Genomic DNA, 18866 nt, shown 5'->3' on the forward strand with positions numbered 1-18866 from the left:
ATTAAACCTTCCGGGTGCTCCGGTGGCGCCTGGGAGTCGGCCGCGGGGGCACGGATGGCGGAGCGGCCGTGGGGCCCTCGTCCTGCCGGGCGCGGGTCGCGCCCTGGCGGACGACGTCGAGCACCGTCTCGGCCAATGCGGCCGGGTCGGTGCCCTCAAACGCGCTCGGCGCGAACTCGAGCCCGGTCAGTGCCCCGGTGGAATCAACGGTGGCGCGGACGAGACCGTCTCGCGATGTGACGGTCGCCGACGCTGGGTTACCAGCTATGGTCACCCGCTCACCCTAACGGGTGGCGATGAGATATCCGGCGATACCGACCAGGTAGAGGCCGATCGCGACGAAAAGCAACGCGGGCGACTGCCCGTCGAGCGGCACGAACGCGGCCGCCAACGACACCGCGGCCACCTGGGTGGTGTTGAAGAGCGTGTCGTAGAGCGCGAAGACCCGGCCCCGCGTCTCGTCGCCGATGTCGCGCTGCACGGCGGCGTCGACGCACAGCTTGAGCACCTGGCCGGCGGCGGTGATCACGAACGCCGCGAGCAACACGGTGGGCAGCACCAGCGGCAACCCGAGCGCGGCCTGCGCCAGCGCGGCGACGGCCAGTCCCGACACCACGGTGCCGCGCCTGCCGAACCGCGCCACCAATCTCGGAGTGAACACCCCGGCCAGCAGGATGCCAGCCCCGCCCATCAGTGCCAGCTGGCCGATTCCGGGCATCCCGGCCTTGAGCGGGCCGATGTCGGAGAACGAGTAGCGCATCAGCAGCACGGTGAGCAGCAGCGAGATGCCGAACGCGGCCCGGTGGGCCAGCAGCGCGACGAGCCCGGCCCGCACGCTCGGCGTCCGCGCGGCAGCTCTGGCGCCGGAGGCGAGACCCGAGGCCACGGCGGCGAGCGCGTTGGCTGGCTCGTCCACCGTGTCGGGGCCGAGGCTGCCGCGGGCGAACCGGCTCGCCAGCGCCGCGCCGGCCACGGAGCCGAGCACGGCGAACGACGTGGTCCACGCGGATCCGGTGTCGCCCGCGCCGAACACGGCGCGCAGCCCGATGGCGCACGCACCGCCCAGCACGGCGATGGTCGCGCCGACGGTGGCCGACAACGCGTTGGCCGTGACGATCCGCTCGGGTGGCACGACGTGGGGCAGCGAGGCCGACAGTCCGGCGCCCGCGAACCGCGAGATGCCCATCACCAGCAGCGCCAGCGAGAACAGTGGCACGCCCTCGAGTCCGGCGCCGAGGCCCGCCGCCGCGGCGACGATCGCGAACCCGCGCAGCACGTTGGCGAGCACGAGCACGCGGCGGCGGTCCCAGCGGTCGAGCAACGCGCCCGCGAAGGGACCGACGAGCGAGTACGGCAGCAGCAGTGCGGCGAACCCGCCCGCGATCGTCAGCGGGTCGGCCGCCCGCTCGGGGTTGAACAGCACCGCGCCCGCGAGGCCGGCCTGGAAGGCGCCGTCGCCCCAGTGCATGGAGAAGCGCAGGTAGAGGAGTTTGCGGAACTCGCCGATGGCGAGCAGAGCGCCAGGCGCGGCCAGTCGCGCGCCCGGCCGCGTTCCCGGCCGTGTTCCCGTTGTCACGAGTTCTCAGCCTAGGCCCGGTCCGGGTTCGCGGCTTGCGCTGCGAAGTGACACAGCACCGTGACTCCACGCGACAACGCGAGTGGGATCATGGACGCGTGCGAGCGGACGCCGAGGTTGAGCCAGGAACACTCCTGGTCGCTGCCCCCACGATGTTCGACCCGAACTTTCGCCGGACCGTGGTGTTCGTGATCGACCACCGCGACGAAGGCACGCTCGGGGTCGTCCTCAACCGGCCCAGTGATGTGCCGGTCGACGACGTGCTGCCCAGCTGGGGCGAGCACGTCGTCGAACCGCAGGCGGTGTTCGTCGGCGGGCCGGTCGAGAAGAAGACGGCGCTGTGCCTGGCGGCGCTGCGTACGGGCGAGACGGCGGCGAGCGTGCCCGGCGTGATCGCGGTGCGCGGGCCCGTCGCGCTGGTCGATCTCGACGCCGATCCCGACGAGCTGGTGCCGAAGGTGCGAGGGCTGCGGGTGTTCGCCGGTTACGCCGGCTGGGACGCGGGACAGCTGGCTGGCGAGATCGACAGGGGCGACTGGCTGATCGTGCCCGCGCTGCCGAGCGACGTGCTGGCCACGCCGAATCACGACCTGTGGGGTCAGGTGCTGCGCCGACAGGGCCTGCCGACGGCGCTACTGGCCACGCATCCCGGCGACCTGCAGCGGAACTGAGCCGCTAGGTACAGCTAGGAGGTGGCGGCGTCGGTCTTGGCGCCGGTCAGCGCCCCGCAGCCGCCGCACGGGCAGCCCGCGCACCCGGCCGGGACCTCGGGCTCGGGCTCCGGCACGGCGCTCGCCGCGCGGTGACCGAGCACGCCGCCGCCCGCCACCAGCGCGAACATGCCGGCGAGCCCGAGCACCGTGGCGATGATGACGCCGAGGGTGCTGGGCATGACCAGACCGGCCACACCGGCGAGCACACCCACCGCGCCGGCGGCGATCGTCGGCAGTCCGGCGACCTTGTTGGCGACACGGAACGCCTCGTCGCTGCGCAATGTGGCCGCGGTGCGCACCCCGGCGCCGCGCTTGGCCGGAAGTTTCTCGCGCAGGCCGAGGAAACCTCCCCAGCCGACCAGCACGCCGAGGATGACGGGAATCAACGCGACCACGAACACGCGACCGAGAATACGTGCCATCCCACGGTCACCTTGTCGACACCCGGATCCTGTGTGCTGAACGCCATGTCCCGCACCTTGATCGCGAGCGGCCTGCTCGGCGCGCTCTGCCTGTCCCTCGTCGCCGTCCCCGCCTCCGCCGACTCCCGGGGAGTCCGGGTGCTCGGCGAGACCACCGTCCCGACCGGCCTGAGCTTCGAGGGCACCACGGTCGGCGGTCTCTCCGGCATCGACCGCGACCCACGCACCGGCGACTACGTGCTGATCAGCGACGACCGTTCGGAGCGGCAGCCCGCCCGCTTCTACACGGCCAGGATCGACGTCACGGCCGACGGGCTCGGCGACGTGGTTTTCACCGGAACCCACCCGTTCACCGGCCCCGACGGCGAGACCTACCCGGAGAACTCGGTCGATCCCGAGGAGCTGCGGGTGGACCCGTGGCGTGGCGGCTACCTCTGGAGCCAGGAGGGCGAGCGCGGCGAGACCGGGCTCGCCGATCCGTCGGTGGGGGAGGCGACGCGCACCGGCGCGTATGTGCGTGACCTGCCCATTCCGGCTAACCACCGCATGACCGAGACGGCAGGCCCCCGGCAGAACCAGGCACTGGAGGCCATGACGTTCGCCGCGCACGGCGCGCTGGTGGTGACGGCGATGGAGGGTCCGCTGCTGCAGGACGGGCCCGAGGCGACGCCGGAGCACGGCGCGCTCTCGCGGATCACCGTGCAGGGCAGGGTCGGTCCCGTACTCGCGCAGTACGCCTACCCGCAGGAGCCGATCTTCGCGGCGCCCTCGCCCGGTGGCTCCGCCAACAACGGCGTGACGTCGATCCTGGCGTCGAACCCCGGCGACCCGACGCGCCACCTCGTGCTGGAGCGCGCGTACGCGGCGGGCGTGGGCAACCGGGTGCGGATCTTCGAGATCGACACGAGCGGGGCGACCAACGTGCTGCGCACCGGCTCGCTCGCCGAGGCCCGGCACATGCGACCGGTGAGCAAGCGGCTGGTCGCCGACCTCGCCGACCTGCCGCTCTCCCACGTCGACAACATCGAGGGCATGACGTGGGGCCCTCGGCTCGCCACCGGTGAGCGCAGCTTGCTGCTCGTCAGCGACGACAACTTCTCCGCGAACCAGGTGACGCAGGTCATCGCCCTCGCGTTGAGGTAGGCCTTAGAAAAACGCGTGGCTCGGAGCGGCTACCATAAACCCGTGCATTCGGCCAGCCTGCTCCTTAGCCGGCCGCACTGACCGGAGAAGCTCCGGCCGGTGCGGCGAACCCCTCACGCCCCTGTGGCTGAGGGGTCGCGTTGTTTCTGGGGCAGGTATCAAGCACGGGAAGGTTCGGCGATGACAGACGGCACCGAGACGACTCCGGCTCAGCGCTACACCGCGGCGCTGGCCGGGCAGATCGAGAGGCGCTGGCAGGACTACTGGACCGACCACGGCACGTACCACGCGCCCAACCCCGTCGGCCCGCTCGCCGACGAGGGCACGCAGCTGCCGTCGGACAAGCTGTTCGTCCAGGACATGTTCCCGTACCCCTCCGGCGCGGGCCTGCACGTCGGGCACCCGCTGGGCTTCATCGGCACCGACGTGTTCGCCCGGTTCCACCGGATGACCGGCCGCAACGTGCTGCACACGATGGGCTTCGACGCGTTCGGCCTGCCCGCCGAGCAGTACGCGGTGCAGACGGGCACGCACCCGCGCACCACCACCGAGGCCAACATGGAGCGGTACCTGAGCCAGATCCGCAGGCTCGGCTTCGGACACGACGAGCGCCGCCGCATCGCCACCACCGACATCGAGTACTACCACTGGACGCAGTGGATCTTCCTGCAGATCTTCAACTCGTACTACGACGAGAAGCAGGACAAGGCCCGCCCGATCGCCGACCTGGAGCAGGAGTACCAGGACGGCACCCGGGAGACTCCGGACGGCCGCCCGTGGGGCGAGCTGAGCCGGGCCGAGCAGCGCGAGGTCATCGACTCCCACCGGCTGGTCTACCTCTCCGACGCCCCGGTCAACTGGGCTCCCGGGCTCGGCACGGTCGTCGCCAACGAGGAGGTCACCGCCGACGGCCGTAGTGAGCGCGGCAACTTCCCGGTGTTCCGCAAGAACCTGCGGCAGTGGATGATGCGCATCACCGCCTACGCCGACCGCCTGGTCGACGACGTCGAGCTGCTGGACTGGCCCGAGCAGATCAAGGCGATGCAGCGCAACTGGATCGGCCGCTCGCGCGGCGCGAACGTGCGCTTCGCGGCCGGTGACGCGCGGATCGAGGTCTTCACGACCAGGCCCGACACGCTGTTCGGTGCCACCTACATGGTGCTGGCGCCCGAGCACCCGCTGGTCGATCAGCTGACGGCGAGCGAGTGGCCCGAGGGCACCGACGAGCGCTGGACCGGTGGCGCCGCGACGCCGTCCGACGCCGTCAAGGACTACCGGCGCGAGGCCTCCCGCAAGTCCGAACTGGACCGCCAGGAGAACAAGGAGAAGACCGGCGTCTTCACCGGCTCCTTCGCCATCAACCCGGTCAACGGCGAGCAGATCCCCGTGTTCATCGCCGACTACGTGCTGATGGGCTACGGAACCGGCGCGATCATGGCCGTGCCCGCGCAGGACCAGCGCGACTGGGACTTCGCGACGGCGTTCGGCCTGTCGATCGTGCGCACCGTGCAGCCGAGCGAGGGCTTCGACGGCGAGGCCTTCACCGGCGAGGGCCCGGCGATCAACTCGTCGAACGAGGACCTGAGCCTCAACGGCATGGACGTCGACGACGCCAAGAAGGCGATCATCGCGTGGCTGGAGGAACACGGCCACGGCGAGGGCACCGTGCAGTACAAGCTGCGCGACTGGCTGTTCGCGCGGCAGCGGTACTGGGGCGAGCCGTTCCCGATCGTCTACGGCGAGGACGGCACGCCGATCGCACTGCCGGAGGACCAGCTGCCGCTGGAGCTGCCCGACGTCGAGGACTACGCGCCGAAGACGTTCGACCCCGAGGACGCCGACTCGGAGCCGCAGCCGCCGCTGGCCAAGGCCACCGAGTGGGTCGAGGTCACGCTGGATCTGGGCGACGGGCCCAAGAAGTACCGCCGCGACACCAACGTGATGCCACAGTGGGCCGGTTCGTGCTGGTACCAGCTGCGCTACATCGACCCGACCGACTCCGAGCGGTTCGTCGAGCCGGAGAACGAGCAGTACTGGATGGGCCCCCGGCCCGCCGAGCACGGCGTCAACGACCCGGGCGGGCTGGACCTGTACGTCGGCGGTCAGGAGCACGCCGTGCTGCACCTGCTGTACGCGCGGTTCTGGCACAAGGTGCTGTACGACCTGGGCCACGTGTCGTCGCTGGAGCCGTACCGCAAGCTGTTCAACCAGGGCTACATCCAGGCCTACGCCTATGTGGACTCCCGCGGGTTCTACGTGAACGCGGACGAGGTCGTGGAGAAGGACGGCAAGTTCTTCTTCGGTGACGAGGAGGTCCGCCAGGAGTACGGCAAGATGGGCAAGAGCCTCAAGAACGTCGTCACTCCGGACGCGATGGCCGACGAGTACGGCGCCGACACCTTCCGGTTCTACGAGATGTCGATGGGGCCGCTGGAGCTCTCCCGTCCGTGGGCGACCAAGGACGTGGTGGGCGCGCAGCGTTTCCTGCAGCGGCTGTGGCGGCTGGTGATCGACGAGGCGACCGGTGAGCTGCGGGTCAGTGACGACGCACTGTCCGAAGAGGACCTGCGGCGACTGAACAAGACCGTCGCGGGGGTTCGGGAGGACTACGCGGAGCTGCGGTTCAACACGGCGGGCGCCAAGCTCATCGAGCTGAACAACTACGTCACGAAGGTCTACGGCGCCTCGGCCGTCACGCCTCGCTCGCTGGCCGAGCCGCTGGTGCTGATGCTGGCTCCGCTGTGCCCGCACATCGCCGAGGAGCTGTGGCACCGGCTCGGCCACCCGGACACGCTGGTGTACGGGCCGTTCCCGGTGGCGGACGAGAAGTACCTCGTCGATGACACGGTGGAGTACCCGATCCAGGTCAACGGCAAGGTGCGCTCGCGCATCACGGTCGCCGCCGACGCGGGCAAGGACGACGTGCAGGCCGCGGCGCTGGCCGACGAGAAGGTCGTCGCGCTGCTGGCCGGTGGTGAGCCGCGCAAGGTGATCGTGGTGCCCGGCCGCCTCGTCAACGTGGTTCTGTGACCGACCCGGTGTCCAGGCCGATCTCGCGGGCCAGGTCCGCGAGCAGGGCGTCGAACAGGGCGTCCGGTTTGGACACCGGGATCGGGTAGTTTCCGAACACCTCGAGCGTGACGTGCCCGTAGAGCCGGGCCCAGAACTGCATCATCAAATACGTCGTGCCGAGCGTCAGCCGCTCGGTGGGCACGGTGACGCCGGAGCCCGCCATCACCAGCAGCAGCGAGTCGCGGTAGGCGGCGAGGTCGTCGCGCAGTTCGGCGGGTACGGCCTCGTCGGTCGGCAGCGCGATGTCGTTGGCGACCAGCACCTGGCCCGCGGCGAGCAGGAAGACCCTGCCGAAGGGCTCGGCCACCTGACGCAGCGTCGCCACGCTGCTCGGCCCCGAGCCGACGCCGCCGGTGGGCGAGGCGAAGACGAGCGTGAACTCCTTGGTGTGGGTCAGCGCCCAGCGGCGGAAGCCCTTGCAGATGGCGAACAGCTGCTCGGTCCCGCCGCCGTGCAGGTCCGCGATCTCGGTGGCGAGCTCGTCGCCGAGGTCCGAGATGACGTCGATGCGCAGGTGTTCGATCAGGTCGTCGCGCGAGCCGTAGTAGCGGTACAGCGCGGGTGCGGTGATGCCGAGTTCCCTGGCGATCGCCCGCAGGGTCACCGCCTCGGGGCCGTTGTCCACGAGCAGGGCCCGCGCCGTCTGCCGGATCTCCCGGTCGGTCGCCGCGCGTTCGCGGCCCCGGCGTACAGGCCTGTTCATGGCGCACCCCGCTGAGCTGTGTTGTCGTCCGCCCTGGACTATGCGCAGTTTAGGACCTGCGCGCGCAGGTGTGCGGGAGCTGGTGGTGGCCGTGCGGGCCTGGGATTCAGGGCGCCGCCGGCACCGATCACTCGGGGGGCTACGTGACCGGTGCCGGCGACCCGATGCCCGACTTGGGTCCTGGGGACCGGGGGCCGGACAACACCCCGCGCGAACGCGGTGGTGTCTGTGAAGAGTTCGCGTGGTCTCCGCAATGACGCTTCGACCCCGAACTCACCTGAACGAGTGAGTAGCGGTGCGAACACTCGCCTGATTGTCGCATCAGGGCCCGGGAAAGTTACAAAGAAATTCACGTATGTACAAGCCCCCAGGTCGTGGGTCGATCCGGGGCGGTCTCGTGGCACGCTGGTTCGGTGACCGCACAGGTGCTCGTCGTCGGATCGGCCAACGCCGACCTTGTCGTTGCCGCGGAACGTCGGCCGGGGGGCGGGGAGACCGTCCTCGGTGGCGACACCGAGACGCTGCCGGGCGGCAAGGGGGCCAACACGGCCGTCGCCGCGGCCAGGCTCGGCGCCGACGTGGCGCTGCTCGGCGCCATCGGCGACGACGGCAACGGCAGGCTGCTACTCGACTCGCTGCGCGGCTCCGGGGTGCGGACCCACCTGGTGCGCACCGTCGATCGCCCCACCGGCGTCGCCTACATCACCGTGACCCCCGACGGCGAGAACTCGATCCTCGTCTCCCCCGGCGCCAACCACGCGCTCGAGCCCGCCGACGTCGACGGCGCGCTCGACGGAGCACGGGTGCTGGTCACGTCGTTGGAGATCCCGCTGACCACTGTCGAGCACGCGATCGCCGCGGCCGCCGACGCCGGGGTGCTCACGGTCCTGAACCTCTCGCCAGCGGCGAAGCTCGCCGATCGCACGCTCGCGGCGCTGGACGTGCTGGTGGTCAACGAGCACGAGGCGGCGTGGCTGCTGGGCGACCGGTCCGCCGATCCGGCCGGGCTGCTCACGCTCGGGCCGTCCTCGGCCGTGGTCACCAGGGGCGCGGGCGGAGCCGTGGTGGTCACCGCCGACGGGACGACCGAGGTGCCCTCGCCCGAGGTCGAGGCCGTCGACACGACCGGCGCGGGCGACGCGTTCGCCGGCGCGCTCGCCACCGCGCTGGCCGACGGGTCCACGCTGGCCGACGCCGTTCGAAGTGCGGTGCGGGTGGCGGCGGTGTCGGTCACTCGGCGCGGTGCGCAGCCCTCGTATCCGGCCGCATCCGAACTACAGTGAGGCCGCAAGGGGTTCATTGGAGGAACATGTACCACTATGGTCTAGACCATGTCTGACGCACAGCTCTCCGGGGTGGGAGTGAGCCCTGGTCGCGCGAGCGGCCCCGTCGTCAAGGTCACCGAGTCGATCACGGAGCCCGCCAGCAGCCCCGGACCCGACGACCCGTACGCCGAGGCCGAGCGCGTGGCGCCCGCGGCGCAGGCCGTCGCGGCCAGGCTCGAGGCGATGGCAGCGGCCGCGACCGGCGACGCCGCGGCGATCCTCACCACCACCGCCGCGATGGCGGCCGACCCGGCGCTGGTCAGCCAGGCGGAGCAGCTCGTCACCGCGCAGCGGATCCCCGCGGCACGCGCCGTGTACGAGGCGGCCAACAACTTCGCGCAGGCACTCGCCAGCGCGGGCGGCCGCATGGCCGAGCGGGTGCGCGACATCCAGGACGTGCGCGACCGCATCATCGCCGAGATCCTCGGCATCGCCCCTCCCGGCGTTCCCGAGCCCGCGACGCCGAGCGTGCTCGTCGCCCGCGACCTCGCCCCCGCCGACACCGCGGGCCTCGACCCGGCCAAGGTCCTCGCCCTCGTCACCGAGGAGGGCGGGCCCACCAGCCACACCGCGATCCTCGCCCGCTCGCTCGGCATTCCCGCCGTGGTCGCCGTGCGCGGCGTGCTCGCCTTCGACGCCGGTGCGGTCTCGGTGGACGGCGGCACCGGCGAGATCACCGCCGTGGACCCGGACGCTCCGGCGGTCGCGGCCACCACGGCGGGTGCCGCCGAGTGGAACGGCACCGGCGAGACCTCCGACGGCCACACCGTGAAGGTGCTGGCCAACGTCGGCGCTCCCGCCGACGCACGCTCGGCCGCCGAGGCCGGAGCCGAGGGCGTCGGCCTGTTCCGCACCGAGTTCAGCTACCTGGACGCCGACGACGAGCCGTCGGTCGACCAGCAGCGCGCCGCCTACACGGCTGTGCTGGAGCCCTTCCGCGGCAAGCCGGTGATCGTGCGGACGCTGGACGCGGGCGCCGACAAGCCACTGGCGTTCCTCGATCCCGAGGTGGAGCCCAACCCGGCGCTCGGCGTGCGTGGCGTGCGCGTGGCCTTCGACCGCACCGGGGTGCTCGACCGGCAGCTCGAGGCCATCGCGGGCGCGGCGGCCGACTCCGGGGCCGAGGTGTCGGTGATGGCGCCGATGGTGGCCGTCGCCGAGGAGGCGGCCTGGTTCGCCGAGCGCGTGCGCGCGGCGGGCATCGCCAGGGCTGGCGTGATGATCGAGGTGCCCGCGGCGGCGTTGACCGCCAGGGAGGTGCTCGACGCGGTGGACTTCGTGTCCGTCGGCACCAACGACCTCGCGCAGTACACGTTCGCCGCGGACCGGCAGCTCGGCGCCGTCGCCAAGCTCAACGACCCCTGGCAGCCCGGCCTGCTGCGGCTCATCGCGCTGGTCGGCGAGGCCGCGAAGGCCACGGGCAAACCGGCGGGCGTGTGCGGTGAGGCCGCGGCCGACCCGCTGCTCGCGAGGGTGCTCGCCGGACTCGGCGTCACGAGCCTGTCGATGAACGCGGGCTCGGTGCGCTCCGTCGGAGCGAGCCTCGCCGCGGTGACGCTCGCCGACTGCGAGCGGGCCGCGCGGGCGGCGCTGGACGCACCGACCGCGCAGGCCGCCAGATCGGGAGCCAAGGAGGCCTGAGCCGGGGTCAGCCGAAGAGGCCCTTGCGCGGGTGGCGCGTGACGAGCGAGCCGCCGTGCACGCGGCCGGTGAACACGAACCGCGGTATCCCGGACTTGCCGGTGGAGTTGGTCTTGTCGTCGATCGACGACCACTTCACGTCGGTGACGCCGTTGAGGTCCACCGCCGCGTTCGGCGGGATGACCGCGGTGACCGAGCCCCACTTGATGTCGAGTTCGATGTGCACCACCTGGCTCGTGACGTCGGCCTCGGTGAAGTCGAGCTTGGTCTCGCCGTACTTGTTGCGCACCAGCAGCTCGCCCGGCACGCGCCAGTTGCCGCGTCGCACCAGCGTCGAGCCGTGTGCCTTGACCTCGAGCCGCTCGCCGTTGCTCACGGGAGCGGCGAAGCCCGGTACGGCCGAGGCCGCCGTCGGCGCTGGAGCCGTCGCGTCGCTGTGCACGAGCCCAGGCAGGTCCACGAGCACGGCGTTCAGCTCGCCGCGGGTGCGCGACGCGAGTGCGATGTCGGTGCGCTCGGTGAACTCGTCGAGGTCGAGCATGCCGCGCCCGATCGCGCGCTGGAGCAGCTCGACGACGTGCTCGCGCTCGGCGTCGGACACTCTCATGTTCCGCTGCCGCGCCAGTTCGTCCGGAACCTGCTCGGCGGCAGGCGTTTCTGTCGTCTGGTCCTCTGCACCCTCAGCCACGTGATCGATGCTATCGCCGGGGTGGGCCGGGACGGCTCCGGGAAATCCCCGGAGAACACCCTGAAGCGCCGGTCGGCGTCGGTCCGGGTCAGGCAGTGTCAGTCTTCGTCGCGGTCGAGCCCGTGCTCGATGGCGTAGCGCGCGAGCTCGACGCGGTTGTGCAGCTGCAGTTTGCGCAGGGTGGACTGCACGTGGTTCTCGACCGTGCGGTGCGAGATCACCAGCCGGTCGGCGATCTGCTTCGCCGTGAGTCCCTTGGCCACCAGCCGCAGCACGTCGGTCTCGCGTTCGGTGAGCCGCGGCGGCGGGTCTCCGTCCGCGGGAGCGTCGGCCATGCGCCGGTACTCGCCGAGCACCATGCCCGCCAGTCCCGCCGTGAAGACCGGGTCGCCGCCCGCGGTGCGGTGCACCGCGTCCACGAGCTCGGCGACCGATGCCGACTTCACGAGGTAGCCCGAGGCGCCGGCCTTGACGGCCTCCAGCACGTCACTGTGGTCGCCGCTCGCCGAGAGCACGAGCACCCGCGTGCCGGGCAGTTCTCCCGTGATCGAGCGGGCGGCGACCACCCCCGAGGTCTCGCCGAGGTTCAGGTCCATCAGCACCACGTCGGGCCGCACGGTGCGGGCGATGCGCAGCGCGGCCTCGCCGTCGGCGGCCGTGGCGCGCACGTCGAAGCCGTGTTCGGCCAGGTCGCGGGCGACGCCGTCCCGCCAGATCGGATGGTCGTCGACGATCATCACCGAGACGGTCATCTGCCCCTCCTCCGCTGTTTCGGCCTCGGCACGCGCAGCTCCCACTCGGTTCCCGCACCCGGCGCGGTCTCCAGCGTGCTCGTGCCTCCGAGCTCGTTCACCCTGCCTCTGACGGATGTGGCGACGCCGAGGTGCCCTTCCTTCTCGGCTTCTTCGAGCCTGCCCTGCGCGATGCCGGGTCCGTCGTCCCTGATCGTCAGCACGATCTCGTCGCCGAGGTCCTCCAGCAGCACCCAGGCCTTCGCCGTCGGTCCCGCGTGCCGGTCCACGTTGGACAGTGTCTCCTTCGTCGCCGCCACCAGTTCGTCGACCGTGCCCGCTGGCAACCGCACCTCGCCCGCGGGGCCGGAGACCTGGACCCGCGGCGTGGCCAGCAGTTGCAGCGCCGCACGCAGGTCGGCGTCGCCGCCCGCGGGCCTGGACGGCTCGGTGGTGACCAGCGCGCGCAGCGCGATCTCCTGCTCACCGGCCAGCCTGGCCAGCTCCGCCGCCTCACCACCGAGCTCGGTGCCCCTGCGCCGGACCCTGGCGAGCACCTGCAGCACGCTGTCGTGGATCGAGCGCGCCAGCCGTTCCCGTTCCGCCGTGGCCGCCTCGGTGCGCATCGCCTGCGCGAGCGCGGCCTGCGAGCGCCGGGCCGTGGTGGCGGCGAGCCCGATCAGCAGCCCGCTCGCGGTCAACAGCACCCCGTCGCGCGCGACGTCGAGGTCGAACGTGTACCGGGACAGCCCGGTGCACACGGCCATGACCAGACCCGCGAGCACTCCGCCGCCGACCCCGAACCTGGCTCCGGCCGTCAGTGCGGGCACCGACGCCCACACGGTGGTGACCAGCGGGCCGGTCTCGGCGAACTGGGAGTCGGACAGCACCAGCCGCGAGCTGAGCATCACCACGCACGTCAGCAGGACGTCGACCACGACGAGCCAGCGAAAGCGCGTCGACTCGCGGGCGAAGGCCGCCGTGGTGACGACCGACCACACCAGCATCACCGAGAACCCGGTCCACGCGAGGCCCGGCCGGTCGTAGCCCTCGTGGTTCACGAGCACCGCGGCGAGCGCGAACACCAGCGTCACCCAGCGCAGCACGATGGTGCCCCACCACAGCGGGGTGGCGGGGTCGCGCAGCGTCGGGGATGCGGTCACCGCTCGTCCAGTTCCTCCTCGCGGGAACCGGATTCCTGCTTGTCCAACTTGTCGTGGTCGTCCTGCTCGGCGTCGGGCGTCGCGTCCTTCTTGGAGAGCACGTCCACCTGTTCCGGATCGGGATCGCTCTCGTTGACCAGTGACTTGATGCCCGCGTTGAGCACGGCCAGCAGCGGCACCGACAGCAGCGCACCGGGGATACCGGCGGCGACGAGGCCGATGGTGATCGCCAGCACGACGGCGAGCGGGTGCAGCTTCACGGCACGGCCGAGCAACAGCGGCTGTAGGACGTGGCCTTCCAGCTGCATCACGCCGATCACGATGGCGAGCACGATGAGCGCGGTGACGAACCCGTTGGTGACCAGCGCGACGAGCACGGCGACCGCACCGGTCACCACGGCGCCGATGATCGGGATGAACGCGCCGAGGAACACCAGCGTCGACAGCGGGACCACCAGCGGAACGCCGACGGCCCACAGTCCGATGCCGATGCCCACCGCGTCGACGACCGCGACCGCGGCCGTCGCACGCACGTAGCTGACGAGCGACGCGAAACTGCGCCTGCCCGCGGTGTCCACGCGCGAGCGGACGTGCCGGGGCACGCCGCGGACGAGGTAGCCCCAGATCTGGTCGCCGCCGACGAGGAAGAAGATCAGCACGAACAGCGTGAGCAGGAACCCGGTGAGGAACTCGCCGACGGTGCTCGCGGTGGTGAGCGCGGTCGACGTCAGCGCGGCCTGGTTCTCTTGGATGAGACCGATGGCGCTGTTGATCGCGTCCTCGATCTGAGTCTCGCCCAGCTGCAGCGGCCCGTTGATGAGCCAGTCCTCGATCTGGTTGAGGCTCTCGGTCAGCTGCTGCTGCAACGCGGGCAGGCCGTCGGTGAACTGGATGATGACGAAGGTCAGTAGACCGCCGACCACGCCGAGTCCGCCGATCAGCACGAGTGCGGTGGCCAGTCCCCTCGGCACGCGCACCATCACCAGCCTGCGTACGGCCGGCGCCAGCAGCGCGGCGAGCAACAGCGCGATGGACACGGGGATCACGACCACCGAGAGATAGCCGACGATCTCCAGAACGACGTAGAGCGCGGCGATCACGACCAGGAAGCGCCAGGCGAGCGCCGCGCTGACTCTGAGCCCCCTCGGCACCGACCCGGTGACGTCCGGATCTTCCGAAATCACCGGATGCTTCGGTGTTTTCTCATTCACGAGGTAACCGTATCGGTCCTGGGCGTCCGCGTCCGGGCTTCGGTACGGCGAGGCGTTCCACTGTCCACTATGGAGTTTTTAGGCGGGCTACGCGAGAGTAGATGATCAGGTACTGCGTCGATCACTCGCGGTGAGATTCGAGAACACGCTGTGTTCTTCACACGATCGAGCCATCAAGTCGCGTTAAACGTGCATCCGGCCCGAGCAATTTGCTTATCTCGGTGGCACACGGCGAACAGATGCTGATTCAGCGTGCTGTGTCACCGACTCCCAGAGCACGACGCACGACCTTCTGACAGGAGAGCTGTGGCCGAGACGGCAGCCGCCACCACAGGACGCGATGGACGCGTCCGTCGGTGGCTGTCGCGCTTCGCTCTCATCGCGGGTGGCGTCGCAGCCGCCTGGGCCGTCTCCACCGCGTCCGCATCCGCCTCGGCATCCGAGGACCTTCCGCAGCTCGACGGTTCCGTGGTGGCCGAGGCCGCCAAGGGCGTCGGCTCCGCGCTCGCTCCGAAGCAGGACGCCGAGCCGAAGAAGAAGGAGCAGGGCGCCGCGCTCCCGCTCGGCGACGGCGAGATGGCCGGCAAGGTCAAGCAGTCCGCCGAGAAGCTCTGGCAGCACGGCGTCGCCGAGCCGGTCGGCAAGACGCTCGACACCGTCGGCCGCTTCGTCACCGTTCCCGAGGACCGCGCCGAGATCGGCAAGGAAGTCTGGGAATCGCTGCAGCCGCGCGGCGGCGCGAACATCGTCGAGCTGCCGGAGCTGGGCGAGCTGCCCGGCCTCGAGGGTGACGGCGACTCAGGCACCTCCGCGGAACCCGAGCACCGCGTCGAGGCGCCGTCGGCCGACACCGACACCGTCGGCCCCGTGCTCTCCGAGGTCGCGAAGCAGGACGTCGCCGAGGTGGCGGACGCACCCGTGCAGTCCGCGCCCGTCGACGAGCCCGCCGACACCGAGGCCGACAGCCGCGCTCCGGCAGCTCCGATCGCGCCGCTGCCCACTCCCGCGGCTCCCGCCGCCCTGCCCTCGCCTGCCGGGGGCACCCACTTCCTTCACCTCGATGGTCCGCTGCTCGGCATTCCCGCCGGCGGCGTGACCGCTTTCGACAAGAACGTGCCCGCCTCCGTGCGGGCAGGCGTCGTGCACACGCCGACGCAGCCGGGCGAGCAGCCCGGCGTCACTCCAGACTGATTCTCGCCGCGGGGTAGCTGACGCTCACCCTTGCGGCCGTTTCCCGCGCCCGCTTGCGCGTCAGCTTCCTTTTCCCCGCATTCACCGCGGTACGCGGACCTCTTTCCGCGTCCCGCATCCGTCGATCAATCCCGCCATTCGCGCCTCGACGGAGCGCAGCACAGCCCCCGCAAGGGAACCAAGGAAAAGGAGAACACCTCACTATGCAGACCTGGGCGAAGCGCGGAATCCAGACCGCGCTGGTCACCGGTGGTTTGCTGATGCTGGGCACCGGCATCGCTTCTGCCAATGAGACGGTCGCCGACCCGGACACCCCCGCCGGGCCGCTCGACCTGAACCTCAGCGTTCCTTACCAGATCAAGGACAACGCGGTCGGCACGCCGCTGGGGCAGGTCAACCTCCCCGGCCACGAGGGCGAGATCAGCACCAAGCCCGTCACCGACATCGTCAACAAGGCGACGGCGCCCGTGCAGAAGGCCGCCGCCCCGGTGTCGAAGGCCGCCGCGCCCGCCACGGCGCCGCTGAACAAGGCCGTCGCCTCCGCGACGCAGGCGACCACGACCGTCGGCAAGGCCGCCGCGAAGGCTCCGATGCAGGAGCAGCGCGCCACGCAGTCCGAGCTCCCCACGGTGGAGCCCACCGATGACGCCCTCATGGGCAACAAGGTCGTCGGCAACCTCGCGCTGCCGATCCAGATCACCGGCAACGCGGTGGGCGTCCTCGGCGACGCCGAGGTCGAGTCGGACGCCGAGCAGACCTACGAGCACAACTCCGACGTGAGCACCAACGGTGCGGGCGGCGGCCTCGCGGGCAACGTCGTGAACCTCGACTGGGCCCTGCCGGTCCAGATCTCGGGCAACGCGGGCGGCCTCGGCGGCAGCGGCAAGACGTCGGGCAGCGCGTCGCAGAGCGCGACCACCACCGGCAACATCGAGAGCGACGGCACCAACGGCGGGCTCGCGGGCAACGTCGTCGCGCCGCAGTTCGCGACCCCGGTCCAGGCTTCGGGCAACGCCCTCGGCTGGTTCCTCGCCCACGCGGAGACCGACTTCGACGCCGAGAGCGAGGCCACCTCCGGCGGCTACATCGAGACCCACGGCGAGAAGGGCGCGGGCACGGGCAACGTGGTCGGCGCCCCGATCGCTCTGCCGGTGCGCGTCGCCAACGACGCCGTGGCGTGGGGCGGCGACGCCGACGCCACGGGCTCGTCCGAGGTCGAGGCCACCGCGGGTGACACTCCGGGAGAGCGCGCGGGCAACCCCGCCTACATCTCGACCGACGGTGACGACTCGTTCCTCGCGGGCAACATCGTGCAGCCGCAGGGTGCGCTGCTCGGGTCGGTCACCGGCACCGCTGCCGCGTGGATCGGCAACGCCACCACCGAGGACACCGTCTCGGACGCGGAGATGCAGGCCGGTGGGTACTCCCACACCAGCGGCGAGAACGCGGCTGCCTCCGGCAACATCGCCGACCTGCCCGTCGCCCTGCCCGTCGAGGTCTTCGGCGTCGGTGGCAACTGGATCGGCAACTCGCACGCCAAGGGCCACGAGAACACCACCAGCGCGCTCGCCGGCGACAACACCATCACCAACGGTGACGGCTCCGTCGTCTCGGGCAACTCGGTGAACGGCCAGATCGCCTCGACCGTCGAAGCCTTCGGCATCGGTGGCACCTGGATCGGCAACGCCTCGGGCCACGCGACCGAAGACAAGACGATCGACGCCGGTGGCTACAACGGCACCCGCGGCAACGACTCCGCCGGCTCGGGCAACCTGGTGCAGGTTCCGCTCGCCGTCCCGGCCGAGGTGTTCGGCGTCGGTGGCAGCTGGATCGGCCAGGGCGTGGGCTCCGCCGAGGAGACCAAGGTCGTCTCCGCCGGTGGCGGCGGCAACACCGAGGACGACAACGGCCTCGCGGCCGCGAACCTCGTCGCCGTCCCGGTCTCGCTGCCCGCGCAGGTGTTCGGCATCGGCGGCACGTGGATCGGCAACGGCTTCGGTGAGGCCACGGCCGACACCATCACCGAGGCCGGTGGCGACGTGAAGGCCAACGGCAAGAAGGGCACCGGCGCCGGCAACATCGGCTTCGTCCCGGTGTCGCTGCCCGCCCAGGTGCACGGCATCGGCGGCAGCTGGATCGGCAACGCCGGTGGCAGCAGCGAGAACTTGACCGACTCCCTGGCCGGTGGCGACGCCACCACCACGGGTGAGGGCGGCTCCATCGCCGGCAACGTGGTGCAGGTTCCGGCCGGCGCCGCGGCGACCGTGTTCGGCCTCGGCGCCAGCTGGGTCGGCGTGGTCTCGGGCGAGTCCACCAACGACGTCGTGTCGGAGGCCGGCGGCGACGTCACCACCAACGGCGACGGCGGCTCCATCGCCGGTGACGTGGTGAGCGCCCAGGCGCTGCCGATCGCCCAGGTCTTCGGGGACGCCGCGTCCCTGACCTCGGTCGTGAGCGGCGAGGGCGTCAACACCACCGACGTGACCTCCGGTGGCGACATCGAGACCTCCGGTGTCGGCGGCGCGATCGCCGGCGACATCTTCGACGTCCCGGTGACCGCGGTCGCCCAGGTCTTCGGTGTGGCGGCTTCGGTCGGCGGCGTCGCGAACGCGGTGGCCGACAACAGCACCACCGCCACGGACGCGGGCGAGAACTCCACCTCGGGCGTGACCGAGGACCTCTCCGGCATCGACGGCCAGCTGCCGGTCGGCGCCGTGGCGCAGGTCTTCGACATCCCGCTGGACGTGCTGGCTGTCGCGACCTCGCAGACCGACAACGACACCGACGTGTCGGTTGCCGGTGACGAGCCGCAGATCGACCTGCCGATCAACGGTTCCGAGCTCCCCGCGACGGATCTGCCCGCCCTGCCGAGGACGCTGCCCAACCCGGCGGACCTCCCCGCGGAGCTGCCGCAGGTGAACAGCCTGCCGGTCGAGCTGCTGCCCGCCGGTGTCGGCCGTGCCGACCAGGTGCCGGGTCTGCCCTCGCTGCCGGGCCTGCCCACCGACGTGACCGCGCTGCCGGTTCCGGCCGACGTCACCATGCTGCCGGTTCCGGCGGACGTGACCTCGCTGGTGCCCGCCGACGTGACCTCGCTGGTTCCGGCCGACGTGACCTCGCTGCCGGGCCTGGCCCAGCTGCCGGGTGTCGACGGCATGGCCCTGCCGGTGGAGGCGGACTCGCTGCTGCCGCAGGCCGAGCTGCCCTCGGCCCCGCAGCTGGACGTGCTCCAGGGCAACATCACCGGCGTGCTGTCCGGTGCCGACGTGAGCGGCCTGCGCTGAAGC

15 protein-coding genes are annotated in these 18866 nt (G+C 71.3%); 7 read left to right on the forward strand and 8 right to left on the reverse strand.

Annotated features, from left to right (window positions below; translation table 11 throughout):
- Nucleotide 1: 1 nt before the first annotated feature.
- Nucleotides 2–274 (reverse strand): YbaB/EbfC family nucleoid-associated protein, encoded by a 273-nt coding sequence (locus tag JHE00_RS09650; RefSeq protein WP_200317108.1) that lies wholly within the window; start codon nt 272–274, stop codon nt 2–4.
- 9 nt (nt 275–283) lie between these two features.
- Complete coding sequence (locus JHE00_RS09655; protein ID WP_200318283.1) at nt 284–1468, reverse strand: MFS transporter; 1185 nt, start codon at nt 1466–1468, stop codon at nt 284–286.
- A gap of 155 nt (nt 1469–1623) precedes the next feature.
- On the opposite strand from JHE00_RS09655, the gene JHE00_RS09660 reads away from it, so the two are divergent.
- Entirely contained in the window at nt 1624–2247 is a 624-nt protein-coding gene (locus tag JHE00_RS09660; protein ID WP_307831872.1) for a YqgE/AlgH family protein, read from the forward strand.
- A 14-nt stretch (nt 2248–2261) separates the two neighbouring features.
- On the opposite strand, the gene JHE00_RS09665 is transcribed toward JHE00_RS09660, so the two are convergent.
- On the reverse strand, nt 2262–2690 hold the full coding sequence (locus JHE00_RS09665; protein WP_200318284.1) for an SdpI family protein: 429 nt from the start codon (nt 2688–2690) through the stop codon (nt 2262–2264).
- Nucleotides 2691–2756: 66 nt separating this feature from the next.
- On the opposite strand from JHE00_RS09665, the gene JHE00_RS09670 reads away from it, so the two are divergent.
- Nucleotides 2757–3854, forward strand: coding sequence for an esterase-like activity of phytase family protein (locus JHE00_RS09670; protein WP_200317112.1), 1098 nt, complete (start codon nt 2757–2759; stop codon nt 3852–3854).
- A 180-nt stretch (nt 3855–4034) separates the two neighbouring features.
- Nucleotides 4035–6884: a leucine--tRNA ligase gene (gene leuS / locus JHE00_RS09675; protein WP_200317119.1), complete on the forward strand. Its 2850-nt coding sequence runs from the start codon at nt 4035–4037 to the stop codon at nt 6882–6884.
- On the opposite strand, the gene JHE00_RS09680 is transcribed toward leuS, so the two are convergent.
- Complete coding sequence (locus JHE00_RS09680; protein WP_200317121.1) at nt 6868–7629, reverse strand: TetR/AcrR family transcriptional regulator; 762 nt, start codon at nt 7627–7629, stop codon at nt 6868–6870. The two genes, leuS and JHE00_RS09680, sit on opposite strands and share 17 nt — an antisense overlap.
- A gap of 413 nt (nt 7630–8042) precedes the next feature.
- Between JHE00_RS09680 and JHE00_RS09685 the strand changes: the two genes are divergently transcribed.
- On the forward strand, nt 8043–8912 hold the full coding sequence (locus JHE00_RS09685) for a ribokinase (protein ID WP_200317123.1): 870 nt from the start codon (nt 8043–8045) through the stop codon (nt 8910–8912).
- 48 nt (nt 8913–8960) lie between these two features.
- A complete protein-coding gene (gene ptsP, locus JHE00_RS09690; protein WP_200317125.1) occupies nt 8961–10595 on the forward strand; it encodes a phosphoenolpyruvate--protein phosphotransferase in 1635 nt (544 codons plus the stop codon).
- A 7-nt stretch (nt 10596–10602) separates the two neighbouring features.
- Here the strand turns inward: ptsP and JHE00_RS09695 are convergent, their stop codons facing one another.
- The 4 genes from JHE00_RS09695 to JHE00_RS09710 all read right to left on the reverse strand — a co-directional run bounded on the left by JHE00_RS09695 (nt 10603) and on the right by JHE00_RS09710 (nt 14361).
- Nucleotides 10603–11202 carry a DUF1707 SHOCT-like domain-containing protein gene (locus JHE00_RS09695; RefSeq protein ID WP_200318285.1) on the reverse strand — a complete coding sequence of 200 codons (600 nt, stop codon included), beginning with the start codon at nt 11200–11202 and terminating at the stop codon, nt 10603–10605.
- 179 nt (nt 11203–11381) lie between these two features.
- Nucleotides 11382–12035: a response regulator gene (locus JHE00_RS09700; protein WP_200317127.1), complete on the reverse strand. Its 654-nt coding sequence runs from the start codon at nt 12033–12035 to the stop codon at nt 11382–11384.
- On the reverse strand, nt 12032–13177 hold the full coding sequence (gene macS, locus JHE00_RS09705) for a MacS family sensor histidine kinase (RefSeq protein ID WP_200317129.1): 1146 nt from the start codon (nt 13175–13177) through the stop codon (nt 12032–12034). The genes JHE00_RS09700 and macS overlap by 4 nt, the downstream gene beginning before the upstream one ends.
- Entirely contained in the window at nt 13174–14361 is a 1188-nt protein-coding gene (locus JHE00_RS09710) for an AI-2E family transporter (protein ID WP_200318286.1), read from the reverse strand. The genes macS and JHE00_RS09710 overlap by 4 nt, the downstream gene beginning before the upstream one ends.
- 333 nt (nt 14362–14694) lie before the next feature.
- Between JHE00_RS09710 and JHE00_RS09715 the strand changes: the two genes are divergently transcribed.
- Nucleotides 14695–15579 carry a hypothetical protein gene (locus tag JHE00_RS09715; RefSeq protein WP_200317131.1) on the forward strand — a complete coding sequence of 295 codons (885 nt, stop codon included), beginning with the start codon at nt 14695–14697 and terminating at the stop codon, nt 15577–15579.
- 203 nt (nt 15580–15782) lie between these two features.
- Nucleotides 15783–18863: a beta strand repeat-containing protein gene (locus tag JHE00_RS09720; RefSeq protein WP_200317133.1), complete on the forward strand. Its 3081-nt coding sequence runs from the start codon at nt 15783–15785 to the stop codon at nt 18861–18863.
- Nucleotides 18864–18866: the final 3 nt, after the last annotated feature.

This window comes from Prauserella cavernicola (genome assembly GCF_016595675.1).
Taxonomy (GTDB): Bacteria; Actinomycetota; Actinomycetes; order Mycobacteriales; family Pseudonocardiaceae; genus Prauserella_A; species Prauserella_A cavernicola.